Source organism: Winogradskyella sp. ECml5-4 (genome assembly GCF_036903175.1).
Lineage (GTDB): Bacteria > Bacteroidota > Bacteroidia > Flavobacteriales > Flavobacteriaceae > Winogradskyella > Winogradskyella damuponensis.
The window spans coordinates 98,174-124,734 of the sequence record NZ_JAYJLF010000002.1; the positions used below are offsets into that span (position 1 = coordinate 98,174).

At 32.2% G+C, this 26,561-nt stretch carries 24 protein-coding genes and 1 pseudogene; 15 read left to right on the forward strand and 10 right to left on the reverse strand.

Annotation, left to right across the window (positions count from 1 at the left end; genetic code table 11):
* Positions 1-131 precede the first annotated feature (131 nt).
* Both VDP25_RS02040 and VDP25_RS02045 read right to left on the reverse strand, forming a co-directional pair.
* On the reverse strand, positions 132-863 hold the full coding sequence (locus VDP25_RS02040) for an energy transducer TonB (protein ID WP_334466241.1): 732 nt from the start codon (positions 861-863) through the stop codon (positions 132-134).
* A gap of 91 nt (positions 864-954) precedes the next feature.
* The gene (locus VDP25_RS02045) at positions 955-3,099 is read right to left on the reverse strand and encodes a TonB-dependent receptor (RefSeq protein WP_334466861.1); all 2,145 of its coding nucleotides are present in this window, start codon (positions 3,097-3,099) and stop codon (positions 955-957) included.
* Positions 3,100-3,260: 161 nt separating this feature from the next.
* On the opposite strand from VDP25_RS02045, the gene VDP25_RS02050 reads away from it, so the two are divergent.
* Complete coding sequence (locus VDP25_RS02050) at positions 3,261-3,986, forward strand: lysoplasmalogenase (RefSeq protein ID WP_334466244.1); 726 nt, start codon at positions 3,261-3,263, stop codon at positions 3,984-3,986.
* A 3-nt stretch (positions 3,987-3,989) separates the two neighbouring features.
* Here the strand turns inward: VDP25_RS02050 and VDP25_RS02055 are convergent, their stop codons facing one another.
* The gene (locus VDP25_RS02055; RefSeq protein WP_334466864.1) at positions 3,990-5,261 is read right to left on the reverse strand and encodes an NAD(P)/FAD-dependent oxidoreductase; all 1,272 of its coding nucleotides are present in this window, start codon (positions 5,259-5,261) and stop codon (positions 3,990-3,992) included.
* Between the two features lie 137 nt (positions 5,262-5,398).
* On the opposite strand from VDP25_RS02055, the gene VDP25_RS02060 reads away from it, so the two are divergent.
* Positions 5,399-5,893 carry an RNA polymerase sigma factor gene (locus tag VDP25_RS02060; protein WP_215925821.1) on the forward strand — a complete coding sequence of 165 codons (495 nt, stop codon included), beginning with the start codon at positions 5,399-5,401 and terminating at the stop codon, positions 5,891-5,893.
* Between the two features lie 4 nt (positions 5,894-5,897).
* Complete coding sequence (locus VDP25_RS02065; RefSeq protein WP_334466263.1) at positions 5,898-6,530, forward strand: hypothetical protein; 633 nt, start codon at positions 5,898-5,900, stop codon at positions 6,528-6,530.
* A gap of 1 nt (position 6,531) precedes the next feature.
* Here the strand turns inward: VDP25_RS02065 and VDP25_RS02070 are convergent, their stop codons facing one another.
* Both VDP25_RS02070 and VDP25_RS02075 read right to left on the reverse strand, forming a co-directional pair.
* Positions 6,532-7,332: a lysophospholipid acyltransferase family protein gene (locus VDP25_RS02070; protein ID WP_215925823.1), complete on the reverse strand. Its 801-nt coding sequence runs from the start codon at positions 7,330-7,332 to the stop codon at positions 6,532-6,534.
* A 49-nt stretch (positions 7,333-7,381) separates the two neighbouring features.
* Positions 7,382-8,026, reverse strand: a complete 645-nt coding sequence (locus VDP25_RS02075; protein ID WP_334466266.1) for an NUDIX hydrolase — start codon at positions 8,024-8,026, stop codon at positions 7,382-7,384.
* 2 nt (positions 8,027-8,028) lie between these two features.
* On the opposite strand from VDP25_RS02075, the gene VDP25_RS02080 reads away from it, so the two are divergent.
* From VDP25_RS02080 to VDP25_RS02095, 4 genes are all read left to right on the forward strand, one after another.
* Positions 8,029-8,742 (forward strand): peptidylprolyl isomerase, encoded by a 714-nt coding sequence (locus VDP25_RS02080; protein ID WP_334466267.1) that lies wholly within the window; start codon positions 8,029-8,031, stop codon positions 8,740-8,742.
* Positions 8,743-8,927: 185 nt separating this feature from the next.
* Positions 8,928-11,075, forward strand: coding sequence for a M3 family metallopeptidase (locus VDP25_RS02085; protein WP_334466268.1), 2,148 nt, complete (start codon positions 8,928-8,930; stop codon positions 11,073-11,075).
* A gap of 88 nt (positions 11,076-11,163) precedes the next feature.
* Entirely contained in the window at positions 11,164-11,778 is a 615-nt protein-coding gene (locus tag VDP25_RS02090; RefSeq protein ID WP_334466271.1) for a hypothetical protein, read from the forward strand.
* A 153-nt stretch (positions 11,779-11,931) separates the two neighbouring features.
* A complete protein-coding gene (locus tag VDP25_RS02095; protein ID WP_334466272.1) occupies positions 11,932-12,636 on the forward strand; it encodes a hypothetical protein in 705 nt (234 codons plus the stop codon).
* 53 nt (positions 12,637-12,689) lie between these two features.
* Here VDP25_RS02095 and VDP25_RS02100 read toward each other — a convergent pair.
* Positions 12,690-13,561, reverse strand: a pseudogene (locus tag VDP25_RS02100) (IS110 family transposase); the annotation flags it as partial.
* A gap of 427 nt (positions 13,562-13,988) precedes the next feature.
* On the opposite strand from VDP25_RS02100, the gene VDP25_RS02105 reads away from it, so the two are divergent.
* The 4 genes from VDP25_RS02105 (at position 13,989) to VDP25_RS02120 (ending at position 17,437) form a co-directional block, all read left to right on the forward strand.
* Complete coding sequence (locus VDP25_RS02105) at positions 13,989-14,243, forward strand: hypothetical protein (RefSeq protein ID WP_334466273.1); 255 nt, start codon at positions 13,989-13,991, stop codon at positions 14,241-14,243.
* 384 nt (positions 14,244-14,627) lie between these two features.
* The gene (locus tag VDP25_RS02110) at positions 14,628-15,002 is read left to right on the forward strand and encodes a GreA/GreB family elongation factor (RefSeq protein ID WP_334466274.1); all 375 of its coding nucleotides are present in this window, start codon (positions 14,628-14,630) and stop codon (positions 15,000-15,002) included.
* A 299-nt stretch (positions 15,003-15,301) separates the two neighbouring features.
* Positions 15,302-16,165: a DUF5694 domain-containing protein gene (locus VDP25_RS02115; protein ID WP_334466275.1), complete on the forward strand. Its 864-nt coding sequence runs from the start codon at positions 15,302-15,304 to the stop codon at positions 16,163-16,165.
* A gap of 156 nt (positions 16,166-16,321) precedes the next feature.
* Complete coding sequence (locus tag VDP25_RS02120) at positions 16,322-17,437, forward strand: hypothetical protein (protein ID WP_334466276.1); 1,116 nt, start codon at positions 16,322-16,324, stop codon at positions 17,435-17,437.
* 156 nt (positions 17,438-17,593) lie between these two features.
* Here the strand turns inward: VDP25_RS02120 and VDP25_RS02125 are convergent, their stop codons facing one another.
* Both VDP25_RS02125 and VDP25_RS02130 read right to left on the reverse strand, forming a co-directional pair.
* Positions 17,594-18,895, reverse strand: coding sequence for a hypothetical protein (locus VDP25_RS02125; RefSeq protein ID WP_334466278.1), 1,302 nt, complete (start codon positions 18,893-18,895; stop codon positions 17,594-17,596).
* A 19-nt stretch (positions 18,896-18,914) separates the two neighbouring features.
* Positions 18,915-21,323 (reverse strand): TonB-dependent receptor, encoded by a 2,409-nt coding sequence (locus VDP25_RS02130; RefSeq protein WP_334466279.1) that lies wholly within the window; start codon positions 21,321-21,323, stop codon positions 18,915-18,917.
* Positions 21,324-21,613: 290 nt separating this feature from the next.
* Between VDP25_RS02130 and VDP25_RS02135 the strand changes: the two genes are divergently transcribed.
* Positions 21,614-22,612 (forward strand): lipoate--protein ligase, encoded by a 999-nt coding sequence (locus VDP25_RS02135; protein WP_334466280.1) that lies wholly within the window; start codon positions 21,614-21,616, stop codon positions 22,610-22,612.
* 89 nt (positions 22,613-22,701) lie between these two features.
* Here VDP25_RS02135 and trhA read toward each other — a convergent pair whose 3' ends face one another.
* Entirely contained in the window at positions 22,702-23,328 is a 627-nt protein-coding gene (gene trhA, locus VDP25_RS02140) for a PAQR family membrane homeostasis protein TrhA (protein ID WP_334466281.1), read from the reverse strand.
* A gap of 3 nt (positions 23,329-23,331) precedes the next feature.
* Positions 23,332-24,021, reverse strand: coding sequence for a DUF4294 domain-containing protein (locus VDP25_RS02145; protein WP_215925836.1), 690 nt, complete (start codon positions 24,019-24,021; stop codon positions 23,332-23,334).
* 100 nt (positions 24,022-24,121) lie between these two features.
* Here VDP25_RS02145 and VDP25_RS02150 point away from each other — a divergent pair, with 100 nt between their 5' ends.
* The 3 genes from VDP25_RS02150 to VDP25_RS02160 are packed head-to-tail and all read left to right on the forward strand — an operon-like array spanning position 24,122 to position 26,489.
* Entirely contained in the window at positions 24,122-25,210 is a 1,089-nt protein-coding gene (locus tag VDP25_RS02150; protein WP_215925837.1) for a M42 family metallopeptidase, read from the forward strand.
* 47 nt (positions 25,211-25,257) lie between these two features.
* Positions 25,258-25,815 carry an NUDIX hydrolase gene (locus VDP25_RS02155; RefSeq protein ID WP_334466286.1) on the forward strand — a complete coding sequence of 186 codons (558 nt, stop codon included), beginning with the start codon at positions 25,258-25,260 and terminating at the stop codon, positions 25,813-25,815.
* Positions 25,812-26,489 carry a PrsW family intramembrane metalloprotease gene (locus VDP25_RS02160; RefSeq protein WP_215925839.1) on the forward strand — a complete coding sequence of 226 codons (678 nt, stop codon included), beginning with the start codon at positions 25,812-25,814 and terminating at the stop codon, positions 26,487-26,489. Before VDP25_RS02155 ends, VDP25_RS02160 begins: the two co-directional genes overlap by 4 nt.
* The last annotated feature ends 72 nt before the right edge of the window (positions 26,490-26,561 follow it).

Here is a 26,561-nt window from a genome sequence, read left to right on the forward strand (position 1 = left end):
ATTTAATATAGAACGCAAAAAAGTCATTTTAAGAATTGTAAAAAACTTAATTATTTTTGTTTTTACTATCCTCAAAATGACATTTTATTAAACTAAACCGACTACAACTTAAGTTAAAACTGTTATTAAAATCATTGTGTTTCTAACTTAAAATTAATTGGAATACTGTAAGGTACAGCTACGTTCATATCTCGCTGTCTTCCGGGTTCCATTGTTGGTAGCAAATTAATAATTCGCTCTGCTTCAGTTTCTAAAAGTTTGTCGGGACCTCTACTTTTAACTTTAGTCACCTTTCCGTATTTATCTATTAAAAAGAATACAAATACTTTACCATGAATATTAAGTTCTGCCGCAGTTTCTGGGTATTTAAAATGTTTCTGTAAATGTTCTTGTATTTTTTTTTCAAAACAAGCTTTTAACTCTGCATTGTTTCCTGTACAGCCTGGAAATCTTGGCACTCTTTCAATTACCGCAAAAGGAACTTCTACTTCTTCTTCAACTTCCACAACAGCAACTTCTTCAATTCCAACTTCTCGTTCATCAATAATATCATCTTGACCAATTTCTGTACTTTCTATAACACTCTCTTCAACATCTTCAACATCTTCAACAATAGTTATGACTTCTGTTACAATTTGTTTTTGAGCTGGAGGTGGTGGCGGAGCAATTTCAATAGTTGTAATAGGGATATCCTCATCTATTAAATCATCTACCATTAAGACATCAATCTTTGTAGCTTCTCTGTCGTAAGTCTTATGTTCTAATCCTATATATGTTAGGAGTAACATTACGTTTAAGCCAACAGCAAAAAATAAACTACTGTTTCGACCTACATTGGCTTTTGGGTTTTTCTTGAGTTCCATGACGTTTAATTTTGTTACATAAATTTACGCATCATAACGCTTAAAATTTATGACATATATCATGTTTCACTTAGAATCAACACCTTAAGCATTACAAATTGTCTAATTGATTCTCTTTTCCGTCTTCACTTATGGTCCAAAAGAATCCAACAAAAAAGAACTGATCGGCTGCTGGAGTTAAAGCGCGTCTATTAAATTGTCCATTAAAATCTGATGTATTTGCATATTGGTAACCATTAATATTTTTAAAGCCTAAGACATTATTAACAGAAAAATATAAGATCTTTTGTGGGCTTAATAAATACGCCCAATTAACACTTAAACTATTGAATGCTTTTGTGCGCTCACTTAATAATGCATTAGTATTAGGATTGGTATAGGGACGACCTGAAGAAAATCCATAAGATAATCCTACTTGGCTTTTCCAATTTTCAATCCAATATTTACCAACAATAGATAAGTTATGGTTTGTAGCATAACTTGGCTGTGCAGTAGTTGTATAGTTTCTATAATCGCGTTCTGTATCTAAATAAGAATAACTTACCCAATAATCTACTGCTTTTATACTCGTATTATCTCTCCAAAAGAAATCAACTCCTTGCGCATAGCCTTGTCCTGATGTATTAAAATTGCTATCAAACTGCGCAATATCAGTATCAAACTTTACTAAATCGTCGTAATCCTTTCTGTAAGCCTCTGCTCTAAATAGTTTACCATCATTTACATATTGATAGTTAAATATATAATGTGATGTCTTTTGTGCTCTTAAATCTTGATTAAACTTTAAAACATTGCTATTGGGATTCTGAAAAAAGTTACCATAAGCTAAAGAAAACTGTCCGTTTTTAGAACTTTTATAAGCCAATGCTGCTCGTGGAGCCACATCTATAGCATTAAAAATTGAACTATGGTCTGCTCTCACTCCTATCTTTAACGCCAAGGCTTTAGAAAAAATGACATCTGCTTCAGCAAATCCAGCAGTTATATTATTGTTAAAGCCATAGGTTTCGTCAATAAAACCTTCATTATAATTTTCCTTAAAATCCGTAATAAACTGTTCGGCACCGAAACTCAATTTAAACCGACTATTAAATCGTTTTTTTAATTTCAACTTTAAATGAGCGGAATTTTCAGTAGCATTAATTGTACTAGTTTGAATGCCTATCTTATTTTTAGCATAAGTATAACTCACGCCTGAAGTTAAGGTCCAATTATGTCCTAAAACACCCTTATAAGATGTATTGAGATAGAAGTTATTATTCTTCAATTTAAAATCGATGCCTTCTTCATAATTAATATCTTCTTGATTTAATTCAAATTTTGAAGCATCAAAAGCCGCATAAAATTTCAACATGCCATTATTTAGTTTTTGTCTAAAAACAGTTTCACCTTGCGCTCCAGAAACAGGGGTTTTCCATTCGTTTCTATCTTTAAAAACAGCTAAATAAGGAGCCAGGTTAATATAACTAGCATTAAAACTTAAAGACGATTTTTCCCATTTCTGTGTATTACCTATACTTGCTCCAACACTCATAATACCAATATCTGTCTTCTCTTGGTCTGGTTCGTCAATGGTATTTAGAAGTAATACACTCGATAAAGCTTGTCCGAATTCTGAAGAATAACCTCCTGTTGAAAATGTAATACCATCAAATAAAAATGGAGAATAACGTCCACGTGTTGGCATATTATTAGTCGTTGGTGCATACGGTGTAAACACACGAATACCATCTATAAAAATTTGAGTTTCATCTGCATTACCTCCACGTACAAATAAACGGCCATCTTCTGCCACATTTGACGTTCCTGGCAGCGTCTGTAAGGCTCCAACAAAATCGCCTAAGGCACTTGCTGTTGTTACCACATCTAACGGTTTTAGAACAGAAACCTTAGAATTATCACCTGCTTCAAAAGTACCAGCACTAATAATTACAGTATCTAAGGATTCAACGTCTTCTCGTAATTTAATTTGAAGGTTTGAAAATTTAGAAACATCTCCGATAATTGTTTTGGTTTCAAAAGACAAAAAAGAAATAATTAAGGTTTGTACACCTTTTTCATCAGTAGAAAACGAAAATTTACCATATTCATCTGAAGTGTCGCCATCATAAGTCCCCTCTAAATACACATTGGCACCAATAACAACTTCACCTTTATGATCTGTTACTTGTCCTGAAATGGTAGTTTGTCCAAACGTAATTATACTTATAAAGAGTGTAATGATTGTAACTAGCATTTTACCCACCACATTTCTATGGTTCTTTAGGTATTCGTAAGTCTGTGATTTCATAATGTGATTGGTCATTAAAAGTTCGTTTTTGTTGATAGTACAAATTTGACCGATTTTTAAACCGATATGAATTCTATTGTACTGAACTGTATAATATCAATGACGAATTGAATATATTTGGTTCTGGACATAAGACATCTTTACTAAAACCAACAGATATGTTAACTTCTACCGAAAAACAATTCAGCATTCTCTTCTTTATAATTGTACTTGTTGAACTTGTAACAGGAAGTATAATATGGCTAAACAGCATCCATTACATAGCCAAACCAGCAATTGTGATTAGTCTTATTGTGTTGTTTTTAAGAACATCTGAATCACTTCCTAAGGCCATAAAACGGACAACGCTATTGGCACTCGCCTTTTCCGTTTTAGGAGATGTATTATTGATGTTTGTAGACCATTCACCTCACTTTTTTACATTGGGATTGATTGCGTTTTTAACAGCTCACGTCATGTATGTCATCGTATTTTTAAAACATAGACATAAACACAAATCACCTTTAGGGTTTATAGCCGTATTGCTCGTTTATGCAGCGAGCTTATTTTATTTTTTAAATGGAAATTTAGGTGAACTATTTATTCCTGTTCTTGTATACATGTTGGTCATATTAAGCATGGCCACAACAGCATATTTACGAAAAGACCAAGTGAATATACTCAGTTATGGACTCGTTTTTTTAGGAGCCTTATTATTTATGGTGTCAGATAGTATTTTGGCGCTCAATAAGTTTTACACCTCTATTCCATGGTCTAATATAAGCATAATGCTGACCTATGCTTTAGCGCAATATTTAATAGTCTTAGGCATATTAAAGTTGAAAGTGCACTAAATATTACTTTTTAAATGGCCTTATAATAAGTCGTGCTGCCTTATCAAAATTGATATAATTATAGGTCCAATTAAACAGTACAATAACGCGATTTCTAAAACCTACTAAAGACATCAAGTGTACAAACATCCAAATAAACCAAGCAAAGAAGCCTCCAAATTTATAATGCTTTAAATCTACAACCGCTTTATTTCTACCAATCGTGGCCATAGAACCTTTATCTTTATAAACAAAGGGTTTCAAAGGTTTGTTTTCTATTAATCGCAATATATTTTTTCCTAATAACTCCCCTTGTTGTATGGCTGGTTGTGCAACTTGAGGATGCCCTTTTGGATACTCCTCAGATGTCATTAAAGCAATATCGCCAACGGCAAAAATATTAGCGTAATCTTCTACTTGATTAAATTGGTTGACTTTATAACGGTTTGCTCCGGCTATTACAGCCTCTGCTTTTAAACCTTGTACAGGAGCACCAGTAACGCCTGCTGCCCAAATTAAGGTTTCAGATTCCATTGTTAAATCTGAATTTGTCGTTACCGTTAAGCCATCATAATGTTTTACAAACGTATTGCAATGTACCTTTACACCTAATTTATTCAAAAATTTAGCTGCTTTTTTAGAGGCATGTTTGCTCATAGGAGGTAATACACGATCTGCACCTTCTAATAAATGAATATGCATGTCATCAGGATTTAAATCGTGATAATCTCTTGGTAAAATATTATTCTTTAACTCTGCTATGGCACCAGCGAGCTCTACTCCTGTTGGTCCTGCTCCTACAATTACAAAATTAAGAAAGGCTTCACGTTCTTCTTTAGAATCGGCAATAGCTGCTTTTTCAAAATTTTGTAAAATCAAGCTTCTAATGTCTAAAGCTTGAGGAACCGTTTTCATTGGCATACTAGATGACTCAATGGCCTTATTACCAAAGTAATTGGTTTTTGTTCCTGTTGCAATAACCAAATAATCATAAGTTAAATGACCTATAGAAGTAATAATTTCGTTCTTATCAGGTAGAATTTGTTCAACTTCTGCCAAACGAAAAAAAGTAGTTTTATGTTTTTTTATAATTTTCCGCAATGGATAAGCAATAGAATCTGGTTCTAAACCAGAACTAGATACTTGGTATAATAATGGTTGAAACGTATGGTAATTACGTTTGTCTATTAAAACAACTTGAAGATTTTTATTTGCTAAGCGTTTAACTAAATTTATACCTGCAAAGCCACCTCCTACAATGACAACTCTTGGCAGGTTAGACTGCGGAATATTCATTAAATATCTATTGTAATTTCTCATACAAAAATACGAATTATCAAGCCTAAAAATTGTCTTTTAAAACAATAGTTAAATAAATTTGTAACAAAACACAATTAGCTACTACTAATAAAATAACTAACCAATTTCATCAATTGAATAAAGAACTAGAACATAGTTTTGTAGAACAGTTACAAAAGCATCAAAACATTGTGCATAAGGTGTGTCGTTTGTATACCAATAATGCTGATGCCCATAACGATCTGTTTCAAGAAATTACCATACAATTATGGAGAGCTTATCCAAAATTTAGAGGTGATTCTAAATTTAGCACATGGATGTATCGTGTAGGGCTTAATACTGCAATTACGTTATACAGAAAATCGAAAAGACGCATAAACACACAAGATTTTGATGCTGTACAGTTTAAAATTAAAGCAGAAGAATATGACGATACTGAAGAACAACAATTAAAACTCTTATACCAAGCTGTACATCAATTAAATGATATAGAAAAAGCCTTAGTATTCTTGTATTTAGAAGATAAAGACTACAGGGAAATTAGCGCGACTTTAGGTATAACAGAAGTGAATGCACGAGTGAAAATGAATCGTGTTAAAAAGAAATTAAAAACCATACTAAATCCGTAAGATTATGGATGAATTAGAATTATTAAAAAAGGATTGGAAGAGATCCGATAACCAATATAAATCATTTTCGGATAACGATATCTATAAAATGAGTCACAAAAAATCATCAACCATTGTTAAAACCTTGTTTTATATCAGTGTGGCTGAATTAGTCTTTTGGGTACTCATCAATTTTCTACCTTATGTCCTTTCAGAGAAAATGAAGGCGCACTTAGAAGAAATGAGTCATAGCTGGATATATGTAAGTTTAAATATCATTAGCTACCTTGTTATCATTTTATTTGTGTATTTACTTTGGAGAGCTCACAAAGCAATATCTGTTACTGATAATGCAAAGAAACTCATGGAAAGTATTTTGAAAACAAGAAAAATAATTAAGTATTACGTGCTTTACAATCTATCAATTGCATTAATCAGTATACCTATTTCGCTGTATTTTTCAATAAACGAACATCCTGAAATATCAGAACAACTAAGCAATGCTTCTACCGAAAAATTAGTTATTATGTCTTTAGTAGCTATAGGAATTACAATCGCATTTTTAGGACTTGTATGGTTGTTTTACAAATTAATCTATGGCATTCTAATAAGACGATTAAACCGAAATTATCAAGAGTTAAAAAAATTAGAAATATAAATTACATATCTCTAAGTTCTCTATTCAATCGTTCATTTTCTTCAAGTACATCTTGTGGAATTACTTTTAAAAATGAAGGGTGTTGCTCAATAGCATACTCTATTTTTTCAACAATACTAGCAATAGATTCATTTTCATAATCTATTTCTAAAGGGGGTTTTATTTCAAAAGATTGAAAAATATTTTTCTTTTTAATTCGCAATCCTTTCTTATCAAACGATCGTCTAAAACCATCAATAACAATAGGCACTACAATTGGCTTATAGGTTTTAATGATATGGGCTGTTCCTTTTCTAATAGGTTTAAAAGGAGTGGTTGTACCTTGCGGAAATGTTACTACCCAACCATCATCTAAGGCGGTTTTGATCATGGTAATATCACTCATTTTTACTTGGCGATTAACATCTTTACCTTGAGATCTCCACGTGCGCTCAATACTAATAGAACCTGTGTAAGCAAATATTTTAGGAAGTATACCAGATTTCATGGTTTCCTTTGCTGCCACATAATACATATTTAGCTTAGGATTCCACAAATAACCTACATTTTTAATGCTGTCTAATCGTCCGCTTAAACTAGCATTGAATACATGAAACATAGCAATAACATCTGCAAAATAGGTCTGATGATTAGAAATAAACAGCACATTAGTATCTGGAAGGTCCTTAATAATCTCAGACCCCTCTATTTGTAAATCATTAAACCCTCTAAAACGTCTGTGTGTAAAAGCTCCAAGAATTCTTATAAGCCATTTTTTAACCCAAAGTATATGTCCGAAAGGATTTCTTTTGAATAATCCCATAGTTAATTTTTCAAATTTTGTCAATTACAAATGTAACCATTAAGTTAAATTATAAAACTTGTTTTAACAAGTCTTTTATTTCTCCAAGCATCATTGCAGTTGCTCCCCAAACAATATGGCCATTAAATTTAAAAGCTGGCACATCTACATGCTCATCAAAAGAGGTTGGTACTGTTGTAGTTATAGTGCTATTATCGTTTAAAAAGTCAGCAAGTTTTACTTCTATGATTTCTTCAACCTCTTCATCTTGTTTTGTAAAAATTAAATATTCTTTTGAAATTCCAATATAAGGATGCACCATAAAATTACTTGGTGGTATATAAATAGGAGACATTGTTTTTAAAACATCAATATGAGTCCTTGAGACTCCAATCTCTTCTTCTGTTTCTCTAATGGCAGTTTCCATTAAATCGTTATTATCATTATCTTCATATTTTCCTCCAGGAAACCCAACTTGAGCAGAATGTACTCCTTTATAAGTTTTACGTAGAATAAGAACCAAGTGAGTTTCATCGTTAGTATTAGGATAAAACAAAGCCATAACTCCTGCTCTTTTAGCCGCTTTAGACTTCTTTTTCATTTTTTCTGCTAATTCTAAACGGTAAGGAGGAGACATTTTAGCATGAGAGTCTTCGCCAAAAAGCTCTAGATGTTTTATTTTTACTACAGATTCTAAAAACGTGTTAAATAACATTTATGAAATTTCGATTATTGTTTCCAATGGTTATTGGAATTGGATTATTACTTCTGAATTGTGAAGATAAACAAACTTCAAAAAAAACAGATACAACAATTGCAAAAGATTCTACAGTTGCCCAAACCAAAGTTACACCTAAAAAGAAACAAGAAATAGACTATCCTAAACTAACAGATGCTAATGCGATGGAATTCTTTTTAGAATACGAAAAAGAAAACAAAGAAAACAAAGTACGAATTACCACAGATTTTGGCATTATAGAAATCGAGCTCTATGATAAAACAAAATTCCATAGAGCAAATTTCGTTTACCTTACTAAGCGTAAATATTTTGATGGCACACAGTTTTACAGAGTCGTAAAAAACTTTGTAATACAAGGCGGAAGCAGTGACGATTATAACATTGCTAAAAGACGTCAAAATATAGGACATTATTTATTACCTCCAGATACCAAACGCGGCTACACACACAAAAGAGGAGCCGTTTCTATGCCAAGTAGCGAAATAGAAAATGCCTATAAATTAGCCTCTCCATTTCAGTTTTTTATAATTCAACGTGAAGGTGGAGCCCATTATTTAGATGGTGAGTATACCGTTTTTGGAGAAGTCACAAAAGGCATGGATGTCGTAGATCAAATTAATGCTGTTAAAACAGACGAAGGAGATTGGCCTTTACATAATGTTTATATTAGAAAAATTGAATTGATTGAGTAACGCATATTGCGTAAATAACTTTAAGATATTACGTATTTTTTTAGCCTTATTTAAGCCTATATAATCCCTGTAATCCTAAAGTGATTTCCTTCAAAAAATTATAAAATATTTAAGAGAGTTTATTCCTATTTTCAGTATTTTGATGACTTGATAAAACAGCAACCATTTTTCATAAACTAATAATTATGATTTCTAATTCCCTTAGAGCAACCTTAATTTGTAGCATTGTCCTTTTTTCAAGTTGTAAAGAAGACATAAAAAAACCCACAGAAAAAAACATGAGTGATAATGTATTAATCCAAGAATGGACAGGACCTTACCAAGGTGTTCCTGCTTTTGATAAAGTTTCTGTTGAAGCTATAAAACCTGCAATGGAAGAAGCCATGAAGCTTAACCTTGCCGAGATTGAAGCTATTGCTAACAACACCGAACCTGCCACCTTTGAAAACACTATTGTGGCCATGGAAAGTGCTGGTAAAGAATTGAGCAGAGTCTTTGCCTATTATGGTGTTATGGGAAGCAACGTATCCTCAGCAGAATTTAGAAAAGTACAAGCCGAATTAGCACCAAAACTTTCAGATTTTAGATCTCAAATTTCGCAAAACGAAAAACTATTCCAACGTATAAAAACGGTTTATGAAGCGTCTCAAAAAACACCTTTAGAACCGCAAGCACAACGCGTAGTTGATTTAACCTACAAGCAGTTTGAAATGAATGGCGCAAATTTAAATGCCGAAAAGAAAAAACGCTATGCCCAAATCAACAAAGAATTATCATCGCTTTACACCGATTTCGCAAACAATGTACTGCACGATGAAGAAAACTACATCACCTATTTAAACAAAGATCAGTTAGGTGGTTTAGCTGAAGGCTTTATTAAATCTGCTGCTAAAATTGCTACAGATAAAGGTGAAGACGGAAAATACGCCATTACCAATACACGCTCATCAATAGATCCCTTCCTTACCTACTCTACTGAACGCGAATTACGTAAGCAAGTTTGGGAAAACTACTACTCTAGAGGAGATAACGGAGACCAATACGACAATAACAAAATCATTGCTCAAATTTTAAAATTACGTAAAGAACGTGTGGGCTTAATGGGCTATGATAATTATGCCGAATGGAGATTACAAGACCGTATGGCAAAAACGCCAGAAAACGCAATGGATCTAATGATGGCCGTTTGGCCAGCTGCAACCGCAAGAGTTAAAGAAGAAGTGGCAGATATGCAAACTGTAGCTAACGAACTTGGAGATAACATAAGCATAGAACCATGGGATTATAGATACTATGCAGAAAAAGTGCGTAAAAAGAAATACGATTTAGATAGCGACGAAGTAAAACAATACCTACAGTTAGATAAACTAACAGAAGCCATGTTCTTTACCGCTGGCGAATTGTTTAATTATAAATTTACACCAGTAGCAGAAGGTACTGTTCCTGTGTTTCATGAGGATGTGAAGGTTTGGGAAGTTACCGATAAAGATTCTGGTAAGCATATTGGCTTATGGTATTTAGATCCTTTTGCGCGCGAAGGCAAACGCTCTGGCGCTTGGGCAACAACCTATAGAAGTTCAGATTCTTTTGAAGGCGAAAAAAATGTGTTAGCCTCTAACAATTCCAACTTTGTTAAACCAGCACCAGGAGAAGCGGTTTTAGTATCGTGGGATGATGCCACAACGTTTTTCCATGAATTTGGTCATGCCCTTCACTTCTTCTCTGCCGATGTAAAATACCCAACCTTAAATGGAGGTGTTAGAGATTACACAGAATTTCAATCGCAATTATTAGAACGTTGGTTATCTACAGACAAAGTTATCAATCAATTTTTAGTGCATTATAAAACAGGAGAACCAATTCCTGCGTCCTTAGTTGAAAAAATAAAGAAAGCCTCAACATTTAATCAAGGGTTTGGAACAACTGAATATTTAGCTTCGGCTTTAATTGATATGAAGTTACACCTAGCAGATCCTACAGATATTGATATCGATAAATTTGAACGCGAAACACTTGACGAATTAGGCATGCCTAAAGAACTACCAATGCGTCACAGAACACCGCAATTTGGTCATGTGTTTTCTGGTGAAGGCTATGCTACAGCGTATTATGGCTATATGTGGGCAGATGTACTAACTAGTGATGCTTCTGAAGCCTTTAGAGAAGCCGAAGGTGGTTTTTATGATAAAGCCGTTGCAGATAAATTGGTGAAATATTTATTTGCACCACGCAACGCTATGGATCCAGCAGAAGCCTACAGAAAATTTAGAGGTCGCGATGCTAAGATTGAAGCTCTCATGAGAGACCGAGGATTCCCTGTACAGAAGATCTAAAAATTAAAAAGCACGCTTATCCATGTTCATTTAATGGATAAGCGTATTTTTTATATGGATATAACGAATTACCAAAAATAAAAAAAAGATGAGACTGATAATTATTTTACTAATAATGAGTGTATTTAATTCACACTCACAAAATGAAAATCAAAAAATAAAATCAGGTGTTTATGAATGGAAAAGTAATTTTAAATCTAATTATCCTAATTACGAACTGAATTTTGAAATAAAAAAAGGAAAAAACAAATCTTTAGGAGTATTTAAAGGCAAAAGTCAAATTTCGTATTACTACATGGAATTTAATTCTGATGAAGAAAAAGACAAGAACAGAAATGTAACAGGAGAAATTTTCGGATTTTCAGACGGCGAAAATCTTTATTTACCATCTAAATTTTGTGAAGATTGTGATTTTCAAGATAAAATGTACTTCAAAGCGAATTTCATAGGAGAAAAATATATCTATTATGATTTTTTCTATCCTAGAAATGATATAATTAATCCAAATACTAATCTTGGCACAAATGGGGGTGATGAAACTATGGTAGTTTCATTAAAAAACAATAAGAGATTTTTGTTGTCGAAAAAATTCATAAAGAAAGAGTTAAAAAAACATACAGAGTTGTATGAAGCATATAAAAAAGAAAAGAGAAAAAATCTTGTTCTGAAAAAATATTTGGAGTTGTTAGATAAAAAAAGTTGATAAAATTACTTTTGGTAACACCGTGTATAATTAATTGCTGGTTATAGCCTACTTACGAAAGTCCTCGCGGACTTTCTATCTGTGATTTATTTGCTAACTTTAGTGCTTAAAACACGCCACTAATCATACACAAAACTGTTAGGTGTCATTTGAATGAAACATTTTGCAAGCATCATATTACTACTTCTGATTTTAACTTCTTGTCAAAACAAAAAGGAAAATAACGGAATTGCCAAAACTGAACTAAAGCAACAATTCAGCGAACCGTATTCGAACTTAATTATTTATGACAATTTTGAAAATGAATTAATTCTTGACACTATTTCAAAAAGAAGGGAATCTCAATTTTCACCAGTTTATATTGGACAAATAACAGACTCTATTGAATTATGCTATAAAACCTCAAAAATCGGATATAGAATTGAGGATATTGATTGGGGAAAATATAGAAGTCCAAAGACTACAGACTTAAATATATTCATTGACACAACAAGAACAATCGGATTTCCAATGTGGATTTGGGAATATTATAAAGCACCTGAACATCGCGTAAATAAAAAGTCATATCCTATTTTTATTAAAAACCAAAGTTCTGACACTTTGACTATCGGATTTGGAGATGTATTACCTATGCTTACAGAAGTACAAGACTCGATTGGTAATTGGAAACAAATTGAGAGACAATTTATATATGATTGTGGAACAGGTTTGACTGAATTCTATCTTCCACCAAATCAAATTGCAATTTCTGCTTTGAGACAAAATTATGGAACGAATAAAACAAAATTTAGAGTGAGGTTTCGACTTGGAGACAACAAAATTTACTCGAATGAAATAAACGGAAAAATTAACAACTGAATATAAAAAAACGCCACCTAACAAAGAACTGAGTTAAAAAACAATCAACTTTAAGCTAATTCAGCACGCTTTCCTTTAGCTACAATTCTATCAAATAAGGCTTTGCAGGCTCTGTTATATTTATAGGCTGAAAAGGCTGCTAAAAACACAAGATTTCTTAATTTCTTGTTGCCTACTTTACTTATTCTACTACGCCCTCGTACACTGCTTCCTGATTCTCGAATCGTTGGTGTAATTCCAACATAACTACAAAGCTGTGCTGCACTTTCAAACTTTTTAAACCCATCTGTTACTACGATTAAAAACAAAGCTGTTTTTAAGCCTATTCCTGGTATGGTTTGCAATAATGTTAATTGCTCTTGTTGGTCTTGTTTTACTAATTCTAATAAGCGCTTCTCTAATATTAAAATCTCTTTCTTTAAATGGTTTAAGTCTCGTTTTAAAGAGCGATAAACCGTTTTGGATGGAATCCCCAGAGTGTCTTCTCCATGTAGCTTATTTTTTGTAGCTGTACTCTTTTTTACGTAACTATCCAATAACCTAAAGAGCTGTAAGCATTCTGCCTGTACATCTGTTAGAGCATTGTACAACGGAACATCATTAAAAATACCATACTCACAAATAGATTTAGCATCACTCTTATCGGTCTTTACTTTGGCTAGTTTCATTTGAATAAAACGTTTTACTGACAAGGGATTTACAACAGATACTAATACCCCTTTCTTATATAAAAACTGAGCTAATCTGTAATGATAATATCCCGTATAGCTTCCATGACTACCAAAGCATCTTTTGATAGACTTTTTAATAGTTTTTTAAAACCCTTTTCATCATTCTGTAATTGATAATGTCCTGTATCTTGATTGTAAATATCAAACACAGATTTACTAATGTCAATACCATAAATTTTTCTATCTTTAGTCATAACAACTTGAAATTTGGAAAGAACAACGCTACTCATATTTCAACAACTTAAAAACGAGATCTAGGTCTCACAGAACTGAACGAAGTTTAAGTAGTAAAAGAGAGAGGATTATCAATGTTGCCGAAGTCAAATGCTTCACCGTGTATAGTAACCTTAATGCTCTCTTTTGTTCTTTCTGATTATTAATTAAATTTAGTGAATTACAAACTTAAGCCGTATATAATTTATTACTAGTTCTAGCCTACTTACGAAAACCCTCGTAGATTTTTGCTACGCACAGTTCGCTTCGCTCGTGTCTATTCGGTTTTTATTTGCTAAATCAGGTGCTTAACCACGCAACGAAATCATACACAAAACCGTTGTGCATAATTTAACCAAACCCAAAACTGAATGAATAAAATTTACATTTTACTACCTTGATTTTAATATGTTTGACCAAGTTAAGATTAAGCATTATCCGATTAAAGGCAGTCAAGTAAAAAAAGGAACTAAATATTATAAAGAATTTGTTTTTGTTCCTGATGTTAGAGACGATTTTATACGATTTGGAACTGAAAGAGACGAATCGAAACAAGGTTATGCAATTAAAAATCCGATTACATTAAAAACAGAAAAAGGCGATTATGGAGCTTATCTATTTGAAATGTTTCGCTATACTCAAAAATATGAGGCTTTAGAATAAATCTGTAGAACAATTTTAATAGTACCTTAGTAGGTATAACATTGTAAATATTAAATCTAATGATTATGTTTGTAACTCATTATATTTAATACCAATGGCAGCAATTTATGTTCTATATCTTAAAAAAAATCCTCACGGATTAGCGCTATCATTATCTTATTTACATGACGATATTTTTTTAAAAAACTCAAAAGAGTTTATTAATTAATCCCTGTTACGACTCAAAACAGGGATACTCTCGATTATTCTTAAAATTTAATCTTATTTTATTCTTAACACTATTACTAGCATTCAAAAAATAGCAGCTCTATTTACTGCACACTATTTTGGATGATTGAGTCACAACTATACATAGTATTAAGAAAGAAATTCAAAAAAAATATTATGTCAAAAAATGTAATTTTAACAACCGGAATATACGATATGATTAAAGATCATGTTCGAAGAAAAAAAGTAACTAAACAAGAAGAAGAACTATTACTTTTAGAATTAAAAAACGCCAAACAAGTACTTAGGCGAGACTTACCAAATAATATCGTTACAGTTAACCGACGTGTAAAAATTAAAGATCATACAGAAAACAAAGAAAAAGAATATACGTTTGTGTCAACCACAAAAGCAAATAACAAAAAAGGAAAATCATCTATTTTATGCGATGTTGCGGTTGCTACAATTGGCAGACAGGTAGGCGATATAATAAATTGGCCTTTTAAAGATGGAGAAAGAAAACTAGAAATTTTAATGGTTGAAAATCTTTAAACTTATAAAAAGAGTCTTTGTTCTAATAACACAAAGACTCTTTTTATTTTTTTAATACAATTAATATACTTGCAGGCTAAGAAAAAGATAATCTCTCTTTAATCTGAAGATTAGAGTTATATTAACCTCACCTAGAATAAAAAACAACTCACATCACCGTGCGTCATTATTAGCTAGATCTCAACTACTTAGAAATTTTAGCAGAATTTCCTTTAGTTCGTTTCATTTTTGCTAAATTAGTTTTATATATACATCACAAACCATATTGAGACCGTTGTCGCCAATTTAAAAACTGACAGATGAAACAAACAATTTTACTTTTATGCCTTTTATTTTTAAGCTGTAATACTAAAAATGAATCGCAGGAATTAAAAAATAAAAGCTTAACCGAACAAAAAAGTGACAAAATAAAAGTTCTAAACTTTGGAACATTTCACTTTGGTTATACTCCTGATGCCAACAAAACAGAATTTGATGAACATAGTGATGATGCACAAAAAGAAATTAGAGAAATTTCTAAAATGTTAGCGGAATTTAAACCAACAATAATATGTATCGAGAACTTACCAAAATTTAATGACGAGATCAATAAGGCCTACCAAGAGTTCTTAAATACCCCTTCTACATTAAATACAAATTATGGGGAAAGTAGTATGATTGGATTTGATGTAGGTAGGCTAAGTAATGTAAAAAAAATATATGGGATTGATAATCATATGGGCTATAATTACAGTGTTGGAGATTTTATTGAAAACAGTCCCGACCATGAAAACGCTATTGATTCAAAAACCTATTTACAACTTACAAACGAACCATTTAAAGAATATCCCGAAATGGCTAAACGTGAAGCTAACTATGACAAATTATCTTTACTCGAAAAATTAAAATTAATTAATGAGCCAATACACCTTGACTACTCAATAAACACCAATGCAGACAAACTTCTTTACGTTGGAATAGATGATGGATTTGAAGGTGCTGACAATGCTGCCATCTTTTATCATAGAAATATGAAAATATATTCTAATCTAAACAGAATTCCAATGACAAAAAAAGATAGAGTATTTATAATTATGGGAGCAGCGCATACTGCTTTTTTAAGAGAGTTTATGAAAAGAAGCCCAAAGTTTGAAATGGTAAACACTCTTGAATATTTAAAATAAAAAACAACCTCTGAAGTAATTGCTGGCGTTGGCCTACTTATAATCCTCTTGTAGATGTTACTTCTCATGTTTTCTACACTTGGGGCTATTCGGTTTTATTTCCTAAATTAGGTGTTTATTCATGCCACGAATTTTATCCAACACCCATTGTAAACTATGAGAAAAACACTACTACTTACATTAATACTTACTTTTTCAATATGTCCTATTAATGCTCAAAACTTTCTTAAAAGCTTATATAGTTTAGAACAGTTTCCTAAAGAAATGCAAAAAAGCAAAGCATTTATAGAGGAGGTTTGTTCTGATATTTTAATATATAATTATATCTATGGCGGAAATAACAGCTCACAATTTGATATTAAATCTAAAAATGGTTTAAAAATTAACTTCCCTTTTAACGATGAATTTTATCTAGATTTCCTTGATAAGACAACAAAAGAAAATTTAAAAACGTATACATTTCATATAGATTATGAATTTAAATATTTGAATTACTATGATGAATTTGAATTAGATGATTCAATATTTTCATTGCCTTCCATTTTTGATTTAGCCACCACATATTATGATTTAGATGAATATAGTTTGATAAGTAAAGTTTTATTTCATTACAAACCAGAACTCGACTATAAAACGAAACGACTTGTTTTCTTTAAAGATTTATCCCATGTTTTGAAATTAGAAGTTATACCTGATTTTGACGCCATATTAGATGAGGCAAAATCTGAAAACCTTATGAATAAGGAAATTGAAGAAATAATGCTAGATGCCATACTCGAAGAAACGGAATACGAATATGAAGAAATTACGTCTCTGATTTTTGACTTTTTTATTTTAAATAAAAAAAGCGACACAAAAACTATTGAAAATTTAAAACGAATATTTGAAAACAACAACCTTATTAATGAAATTGAAACAAATATCCTTCAACCTAAAATAAATATCACATTGAGTCAAGGAGGCTATTTTAATATTCCAAAAAAATATTTAACAATTAATCAATCTGAGTTTAAAGCGTTACCCATTAACACTATTGAAATCAGAATAGATTTTAAAAACAACAAAATTTTAATCGATTTTAAAAATAAAGCATCTACCAATATAACCATACAAAAGGCTTTATTAGGGTCTAAAGAAATTAAAGATGTTACGATTGACACCAGAAAAGTCAGCTTAGAAATATCAGATGATGATTTAAAATTTAAAATATTAAAATACAATCCATACAAGCCTTTAGATAATGAGATGTATGAAATAAAATTGAAACAATAAATACGTTTATAAAGTAGGTTTCAAAAAAACACCTATTACAGCAACGCTATTATGTATATAGACACAAAAAAAAACCAGAACATAGATATATTCTGGTTTTTTATTGAAATATTTAACCTATTATTTTAAGCTGATAGGCTTAGGTTCTTTTAAATTTTAAAATAACCCAATGTAAGAAGCATCAGTTGTTCCTGTTTGTAATGTAGCACCTGTAGTGTAACCATCTGCACTAGTAGAACTAGGATCAAAAATATAAACATTACCTACACCTCCTAAAGAAGCTAAAGCCATATATAATTTACCATCAATAACACTTGCCCACTGGTATTGACGCAACCATAAATCTATAGGAATATTCATTTTCACTGCTGTTTTATTGTAAACATCAACTCTTACAATATACCAATTAGAACTTGCACTGTCCCCTAAATCTGTATTTAAAACAGGTACATAACCAATACCGTTACCTACATAAAACCAACCTGTATTTGCTTCGGCATTATGACCTAAAAGCGATTTAATATCAAATTTACCATAAGCTGTATCATAAGCACCATTGCTAATTTTCATAATTGAAGCATCACCAGATGTTATTAATTGGTAAGTATCACCTAATTCATCTTTATGTGCAACAGGTGTTCTATAACCATTTGTAGAACCTTGTGCTAAGGTTGACACAATTGTAGTTTCATTTTCTAAAGAAGGGTAATCTACAACTAGAGTTTCTACATTATCATAAACCATAGTACCATTTTCTCCTGTTAAAGCATCATAAAAACGCTTTGCAACTCCGTAGTAAAGTTTTCCGTTAGCAATTACTGGGGCATCAATACGAAAAGTATGAATACCATCGCCAGAATTATCTTCGTTATAAGGAAATTCAAAAGAAGTATTTTCTAATACACTCATTGTATTTAAATCTACACGAGCTAAAGTAACAGTGGCTTTAGTTCTTACGTAAGGCGATGTTTCTTCATCTGGATTTTCATAGATATTTTCTGTAGTTACATTGTGTAACATAGCATAATTATCATCAATCTTTGTCCAACGTGGATAGGCTGTTCCCATCACTGCTTGGATATCTGTTGTTAAAACTAAGTCGTAATTTTGTCCACTGATATAATTATATTTAGCAATATCACCACCTCCATAATTTAAATTGTAAACCGTTTCACCATCATCAGAGGTATATAAACGTGCTGTACGAGTTGACGGAACTTCTCGGCCATACCCATTAAAAGTAAACGTTTTATTTGGGTCATTAAGTTCTTCTACTGTAGTCCCTTGTATGTACGTTTCAGACTCACCAGTTGGGCTAGAACCTATTACCAAATGATATGGTCTGTAATCAGATGTATTTGATGGATCTGATGACGGTGTATCGTCTTCACTACATGAAAACGTCATTAAAGATAAAGCTGATAAACAAGCAATACGAGATAAATATTTAAAATTCATAAGTATTAAATTAATTGATTTATAAAATTGAAAAAGTAAGTTTCCCATAAAACCCTCTTCCTGGTTTTTGAAGGGCATAATTATCGAATAACTGATTATTTAATATGTTTTTTACATCAAAGCTTAGTGATACCTTGTTTTTTGGAAATGTAAAAGCAAAACCTGCATCTAAAGAAACTTGAGCAGGAATGACTGTTTTTCCTGAGCCACCAAGGACACTACTGTGTCTAAAAAACTCGTGGACATATAATAAGTTGGTATAAGTTGATAAACGTGCTCCTTTCTGAATAAAATCCTGTACCTTATATTTTAGATTATAGTTCATCGTAAAATAAGGAGTGTTGGCTAATCTTTCATAGGTTGGTGTAATAGGATTTCCATTCACATCATACGTAACATTGTGATCTCTAGCATTAAAAAAGGATGTGTTTGCACTAAAAAACAAACGCTCTTTATAATTATAATTTAATGTAAAATCGATACCTTCTGTATAAATTTTACCGACGTTAGAGTTCTCAAAAAACTCTTCATTGCTACCTGTAGGAAAAGGCATAATTAAATCTTCTGTATCTCTAATAAACACATTGGTAGTCACGCCAAACGTATGTTCTTTAAACTGTAAATTATCGTACGTAAACCCTAAGTTGTAGTTATTACTGTGCTCTGGTTTTAAATTAACTGAAGCATTTAAATTAGCTGCGACATTACCAAAAACCTCATTGGCCTCTGGTAAACGAATCGCTTTTTCTGCAGAACCAAATACAGAAAATTTAGGAGAGAAGGAATACGAAATTGATCCGCCAAAACCAAAATCGTTAGAGTTGATGTTATTCTCCTCAATAAATATAGTTGACTCTGAAGTGTTTGAACTTCGCGTGCGTAATTTTGAAGTTCTGTCCATATAATACGATTTACCAAAAATTGAAGTCCTCAACTTTTCATCAAAAGCACTATTTTCATATGAAAGTGTTAATATAGATTTTAAATAGCCGCGTTCTTCTCTTAATGCGTTTTCTGCAGCAGGAAGCATTGGGTCATCAGAATCTCGTGTAAATGTGTTTAGTAAATGATTTAGCTGAATGGTATTATTATCATTAATATGGTATGCGACATTAGAGCGCATATTAATAGTTTGATCAATATCTTTTTGAAGTGTTGGGACACTTGCTTCTGCGCCTGTAGCCCAAACATCGGGATCGTTATAGTAACTTGTAGGATGACCTAACCAACTGTATTGTGTCGCAATAGTATCTATGGTTTTTCTGTTAAGACGAGAATAAGACGCAAATGCACTCACATCTAAGTTCTTAGCAATACCTTTTTTTGCATACTCTAAACTATACATATTAGTGCTTTGCTCTGTAAATCGGTTACCATATACAATTTCCATAGTAGCACCTGTTTGAATCTGTTGATCCATATTAGAGAGTAAAACACCAGCCAATAATTTATCTGCCCAAGATACATGAGTATAACCAAACTCGGCCTTTCCTCCTTGCGATCTATAGCGATCATGAAAGCGTTTGGCTTTGATATACACATCTGGTGTTCCTGCAGAAAGCGCTACAGCCACCTGGTCTCCCCAAACTTCATAATCGTTATCGGCATAATTCACAAAAGCAGAACCTCTTGCCGTAAAACCGTTTTTGTTATTTCTATAACCACCATTAACGTCCGTTCTGTAGGTTCCAAAAGATCCTGCAGAAACAGACACTTTTAATTCATTTTTAGTAATGTCGTTTAACACAATATTAATCGCTCCACCCATAGCATCATCAGATAAATGCGGAGGTACAACACCTTTATAAACTTCAATCCGTTTAATTAAAGATGGAGGAATACTGTTTAATGAAAAAGAAGGTCCAAAATTCCGAATAGGCACACCATCAATAAAAATCTTAACAGAATTACCTGTCATCCCATTAAGGTTATAATGTGCATGCGAGCCCAAACCACCTGATTGACGAACTCTAACTCCAGCAGATTGGTCTAGTAATTCATTAACTTGTATCGATTGAATTGCAGCTTCTTTCGTTTCTATAACATTAACCGCAAATCCTTTTTCTTCAATTTTTTGCTGCACCGTTTTAGATTTCACAAAAACTTCGTCTAATGCTGCAACTTCCAGAGTAACATTGACCTCTTTGTTCTTTTCTTCTAACTGAACTGTAACGGTTTTAGGAAGGTCATTTAATGAATAAAATGCTATTGTATATGTCCCGTAAGGAAGATCTTTAAAGTTATAAGCTCCATTTATATTGGAGTTGGTTTCTTTAGTTATAGCATTCCCCTTTAATACAATGAATGTAGAAACCGCAGGTTCATTAGAATCATATTTCACCTTTCCGTAAAAATTTCCACTTTGGCCAAAGCCTAAAATGCTAAAAAATAGAAATACGTAAATAAAAAATAGTTTGAATTGGAACACGTCTAAATTTTTGACAAAATTATTCTTATTTATATTTATTCCAAATAAAAATAATAATAATTTATCATTATTTTTATAGAACTCTGGCAGCTATACTTTTACATCAATTTTCACAAATCAAGCCCAAAAAAAACACATTGCTAATTTTTAATTTATTGATATGAATTTAAGGCTTGTAGCTACATATATAACAGCATCACACCTACTATATTTAGAATAATGATGGTTTGACAACGACAGCATTATACTCAATTTCGTTACCTTTGTAAACAACAAATACTAGAGTTTCTATGATTTTTATTGATAATGAAGGCCACACAAATCCGAAATTAAATTTAGCTTTAGAGGAATATGTTTTAAGACATTTTGATGCTTCTACAGATTATTTACTGTTTTACATTAATGAGCCCTCTATTATTATAGGACGCAATCAAAATACCTTAGAGGAAATTAACCAAGAATATATAGAAGCTAACAATATTCATGTCGTACGTCGGGTTTCTGGCGGAGGAGCTGTTTATCATGACCTAGGGAATTTAAATTTTAGTTTTATTACTAATCACGATGGAAAAAGCATTAGCAACTTTAAGAAGTTTACAGCGCCTGTGATTAGAGTATTAAACGCTATGGGTGTTTCTGCCGAATTAAAAGGGAGAAATGATATTTTGGTTGATGAGAAGAAAATTTCTGGAACAGCTCAATTTTCTACAGGAAAACGCATGATAAGTCATGGGACTTTATTATTTGATACAGATATGGGTGAAGTTGCTAAAGCCCTACAAGTAAAAATGAGTAAAATACAATCTAAAGGTCATAAATCTGTTAGAAGTCGTGTCGCAAATATTAGTGAATTTTTAGAACAACCTATTTCAATGGCACATTTTAAAAAGCAATTACTCACAGGTTTATACGAAGCTAGCGAGCCTTTTGAAACCTATAAATTAACGGAAGCTGAATGGAAAGCTGTACACGATTTAAAAGCCGAAAAATATGATTTATGGGATTGGAATTTTGGACGTTCACCTAAATTTAATATCCAACGCAATAAACGATTCGCTATTGGCGAAATAGACCTTCGTATTTTTGTAGAAAAAGGTCATATTTCAGACTTTAAAGTCTTTGGTGATTTTTTTGGAAGACAGCCCATCTCAGATCTAGAAGACTTACTTATTGGCATTCCTTATGATAAGCATGAAATTAATAAAGCGCTACAAAATGTTGCCATAGAAAATTATTTTGGCACATTAGAAAAGTCTGATTTTATAGATCTTGTCTATGGCAACGATTAACAATAAAATAGATTAAACAATTAGAAACAATCCTAATATGTTGTTTCTGTGCGACTACAAAATAAAATCTAATAATGTCTTAAATGACATTATATCACATGAAGATAAATCATAAAAAAATGGCAAATGGCTCCGCCTAAAACAAATAAATGCCAAATCACATGATTGTAAGGAATTCTACGAATGGCATAAAAAACAATTCCGACAGTATAAAATAAACCTCCTGCGTATAACCACAATATTCCATTTGATCCAAGAGCTTCAGACACATTTGTAAAGTCAAACACGATAAGCCAACCCATTACCAAATATAATAATGTTGAAAAAACTTCAAACCTTCCTGTAAAAAAGAGTTTTAACACCACACCAAAACCCGCAATTCCCCATACAACCCAAAACAAAAGCCAGCCTAAACTGTCAGTTAGTGAAATGAGTAAAACAGGCGTATAAGTACCTGCAATAAGTAAATAAATACTGATATGATCTACAATTCTAAAATAATGCTTACGCTTCTCCCCTTCTACTGCATGGTAAAATGTTGAGGCTAAAAAAAGAATAATTATAGATAGTCCGTAAACAATAACACTAAATAAACTCCAAGGTTTTAAGTGATTGGCATCTACAATCAATAACACTAAAGCTATGACTCCTAAGAGTGCACCAAAACCATGTGTCCAAGCATTTAATTGTTCTTCTAATTTTGTTTGAGCGCGCATTGTTTAACCTTTTGAATTCTTTGGTGTTTTGGGTTTGGACCATTTATTTAAGCTTTCATAAAAATCGATTTCAAAAGCAGGTTCTTGCCGTTTTAAACGTTCATTCTGAAACGCACGCTGCAAAATATCTTCAATTAAATAGTCTTCTTCATCATCAATAGGACTAAACTCCTTCTTCAAAGAAATATCAAACAAACTGGCTGTACTATTAAACCAAAAAGCTCGCCAACCATTCCGTAACTCCTTAATAAGATCAAAAGTTGTTTTTCCCGTTTGCCTATGAATTAACTTCACCAAAATCTGACCTTCGGTTTTAGTTAGCTTCTTTAGTTCCGCTGAAAATTCATCTTCAATATAATTCTGAATAATCTTAGCATAACGTTTTTTATCACGTTTACGCTCTAAGCCATCGAGTCGTTTTTGTAAGGCTTCTAAACGTTCTGCCGCAAGTTTTGCGTAAGGATATACTTTTAAGGTTTTTCGTCTTAAAATTAGATATCTAATTCGTGCCTCTTTAGTTTCAAATTTTAAATTAGGTAGTACCAAAACTTCGTTTAACTCTACAGAGGTTACAGGTATAGAATCTCCTTCAATATACATGTAATGTACTTCTGTAGAATCTTGTTTAATAGGGTTTTCTTGAGCAAAAATTGCCACTGAAAAAAACAAGGCTATGTAAATAATATATTTCATCTATTACAACTGTACCAAAACCATTCCAAAATTAATAATATTAAAGCCTATAACCTTAAAATCGTATTAATATTATTATTTTTATTGAAAATTTAAACAGATGGCAAAAAAACAATTACTGAACAAAAAGTCTATGGACTTTTTAGAAAAATATTTAAATAACGCTTCTCCTACAGGTTATGAATGGGAAGGGCAAAAAATTTGGATGAATTACCTTAAACCTTATGTTGATGAATTTATAACTGACACATATGGAACTGCTGTTGCTGTAATTAACCCAAAAGCAAAGTTTAAAGTAGTGATTGAAGGGCATGCTGATGAGATTTCTTGGTATGTCAACTATATTTCTGACAATGGTTTAATTTATGTCGTTAGAAATGGAGGTAGCGATCACCAAATTGCTCCTAGTAAAATTGTAAACATTCACACCAAAAAAGGCATTGTAAAAGGTGTTTTTGGTTGGCCTGCAATACATACAAGAAGTAAAGCTAAAGAACAAGCACCAAAACCCGATAATATATGTATTGATGTTGGAGCTAAAGATAAAGCTGAAGTTGAAAAAATGGGAGTGCATGTTGGTTGTGTTATAACATACCCAGATGAATTCCACATTCTTAATAAAGACAAATTTGTATGTCGCGCTTTAGATAACAGAATGGGTGGTTTTATGATTGCTGAAGTAGCAAGATTACTACACGAAAACAAAAAAACATTACCATTTGGACTTTATGTTACCAATTCGGTACAAGAAGAAATAGGCTTACGTGGTGCCGAAATGATTACACAAACCATTAAACCAAATGTGGCTATTGTTACTGATGTAACACACGATACAACCACACCAATGATAGAGCAAAAAACACAAGGCTATGCCGAAATTGGAAAAGGTCCTGTTGTTGCCTATGCACCAGCTGTACAGCAAAAACTACGAGATTTAATTACAGATACAGCCGAAGAAAAGAAAATTCCTTTTCAGCGTGCCGCATTATCTAGAGCTACAGGAACAGATACAGATGCTTTTGCATATAGTAATGGCGGTGTTGCTTCTGCTTTAATCTCATTACCGTTGCGTTACATGCATACAACGGTAGAAATGGTTCATAAAGACGATGTAGAAAACGTTATTAAGTTAATTTACGAAACATTACTTAAAATAGAAGACGGAGAAACATTTAGTTATTTTAAATAAAAACCAAAAAGACCTGTTAGCATAAAAACTAGCAGGTCTATTTATATATGGACGAATATCTTGACATAGTAGATAAAAAAGGGAGACCAACAGGAAAAACAGCTTTAAAATCTGAAGTGCATAAAAAGGGTTGGCTACATAATACTATTCATGTGTGGTTTTATACTTTAGAAGGCGAAATTCTTTTACAACAACGCTCACACAAAAAACTCATTTGTCCACTACTTTGGGATGTATCTGTTGCTGGACACGTTGATGCTGGTGAAGCCATAGAAGAAGCAGCTGTTAGAGAAACGAAAGAGGAAATTGGTTTAAATATTCATGCCAACGACTTAAGACGGATTGCCACACATTTTCATGAAGGGTCTTATAATAACGGAGCTATTCAAGATAATGAGTTTCATCACATTTTTATCTCAGAATTAAAAGTACCTCTTAAAAACTTAGCTCCACAACCAAATGAAGTTGAAGCGCTTAAATTGGTATCATTAGACGTATTTTCAGAATTAGTTTTTAATAGTTCTAAAAACATGCATTTTGTTGAAAGTAATAGCGATTACTACCATTACATAGCTGGGGAAATCTATAATCAAATTTTTGAATGAATCTACTCTTACTAGCTGTTGCTCCTGTCTTTGCCATTCTTCTATATATTTATATTCAAGATAAGTATGAAAAGGAACCCAAAAGCATACTAATTTCTAGTTTTCTATTTGGAGCTATTGTTAGTATAATTATTGTCTTTATTCTATACTTTTTCACCGGAAGATTTATTCCTATTACTGATAATTATAGCATTTGGCAACAATTTATCCAAGCATTTATAGTCGTTGCCTTGTCAGAAGAATTTAGCAAATATGTCATTGTAAAATACTACGCACAACCCAAAAAAGCATTCAACGAACCTTATGATGGGATCATCTATGCCGTTATGGTATCTATGGGGTTTGCGTGTACAGAAAACATCATGTATGTCATAGAAGGAGGTTATCAAACTGCTATTTTAAGAGCATTTACGGCAATACCTGCTCATGCAACTTTTGGTGTATTGATGGGCTTCTATATGGGAAAAGCAAAATTTTCAAAAAACCGCACCTTATTCAATTTAACAGGCTTATTATTAGCCGTTTTATTTCATGGCGCCTATGACTTTTTCTTGTTTATTAATTTCGTTCCAGGCATTTCAATCGGAGCATTTGTTTCTTTAGCTGTTGGTATCATTCTTTCGAAAAAAGCGATAAAAAAACATCAGGAAAATTCAAACTTTAAATCTTTATAAAATTCAGATAATAGATAAAATAAACCTTAATAATTTCATATTTTGCAGGAAAATTACAAACTGCTAATCATT

Bases quoted from the DNA above. Each gene is read 5' to 3' on its own strand.
- trhA (WP_334466281.1), bottom strand. From the start codon at position 23,328: ATGCGCGCTCAAACAAAATTAGAAGAACAATTAAATGCTTGGACACAT.
- VDP25_RS02055 (WP_334466864.1), bottom strand. From the start codon at position 5,261: ATGAATATTCCGCAGTCTAACCTGCCAAGAGTTGTCATTGTAGGAGGT.
- VDP25_RS02040 (WP_334466241.1), bottom strand. From the start codon at position 863: ATGGAACTCAAGAAAAACCCAAAAGCCAATGTAGGTCGAAACAGTAGT.
- VDP25_RS02135 (WP_334466280.1), top strand. From the start codon at position 21,614: ATGATTTTTATTGATAATGAAGGCCACACAAATCCGAAATTAAATTTA.
- VDP25_RS02090 (WP_334466271.1), top strand. From the start codon at position 11,164: ATGAGACTGATAATTATTTTACTAATAATGAGTGTATTTAATTCACAC.
- VDP25_RS02155 (WP_334466286.1), top strand. From the start codon at position 25,258: ATGGACGAATATCTTGACATAGTAGATAAAAAAGGGAGACCAACAGGA.
- VDP25_RS02110 (WP_334466274.1), top strand. From the start codon at position 14,628: ATGTCAAAAAATGTAATTTTAACAACCGGAATATACGATATGATTAAA.
- VDP25_RS02120 (WP_334466276.1), top strand. From the start codon at position 16,322: ATGAGAAAAACACTACTACTTACATTAATACTTACTTTTTCAATATGT.
- VDP25_RS02105 (WP_334466273.1), top strand. From the start codon at position 13,989: ATGTTTGACCAAGTTAAGATTAAGCATTATCCGATTAAAGGCAGTCAA.
- VDP25_RS02045 (WP_334466861.1), bottom strand. From the start codon at position 3,099: ATGCTAGTTACAATCATTACACTCTTTATAAGTATAATTACGTTTGGA.
- VDP25_RS02125 (WP_334466278.1), bottom strand. From the start codon at position 18,895: ATGAATTTTAAATATTTATCTCGTATTGCTTGTTTATCAGCTTTATCT.
- VDP25_RS02160 (WP_215925839.1), top strand. From the start codon at position 25,812: ATGAATCTACTCTTACTAGCTGTTGCTCCTGTCTTTGCCATTCTTCTA.
- VDP25_RS02085 (WP_334466268.1), top strand. From the start codon at position 8,928: ATGATTTCTAATTCCCTTAGAGCAACCTTAATTTGTAGCATTGTCCTT.
- VDP25_RS02070 (WP_215925823.1), bottom strand. From the start codon at position 7,332: ATGGGATTATTCAAAAGAAATCCTTTCGGACATATACTTTGGGTTAAA.
- VDP25_RS02115 (WP_334466275.1), top strand. From the start codon at position 15,302: ATGAAACAAACAATTTTACTTTTATGCCTTTTATTTTTAAGCTGTAAT.
- VDP25_RS02095 (WP_334466272.1), top strand. From the start codon at position 11,932: ATGAAACATTTTGCAAGCATCATATTACTACTTCTGATTTTAACTTCT.
- VDP25_RS02080 (WP_334466267.1), top strand. From the start codon at position 8,029: ATGAAATTTCGATTATTGTTTCCAATGGTTATTGGAATTGGATTATTA.
- VDP25_RS02075 (WP_334466266.1), bottom strand. From the start codon at position 8,026: ATGTTATTTAACACGTTTTTAGAATCTGTAGTAAAAATAAAACATCTA.
- VDP25_RS02150 (WP_215925837.1), top strand. From the start codon at position 24,122: ATGGCAAAAAAACAATTACTGAACAAAAAGTCTATGGACTTTTTAGAA.
- VDP25_RS02065 (WP_334466263.1), top strand. From the start codon at position 5,898: ATGGATGAATTAGAATTATTAAAAAAGGATTGGAAGAGATCCGATAAC.
- VDP25_RS02145 (WP_215925836.1), bottom strand. From the start codon at position 24,021: ATGAAATATATTATTTACATAGCCTTGTTTTTTTCAGTGGCAATTTTT.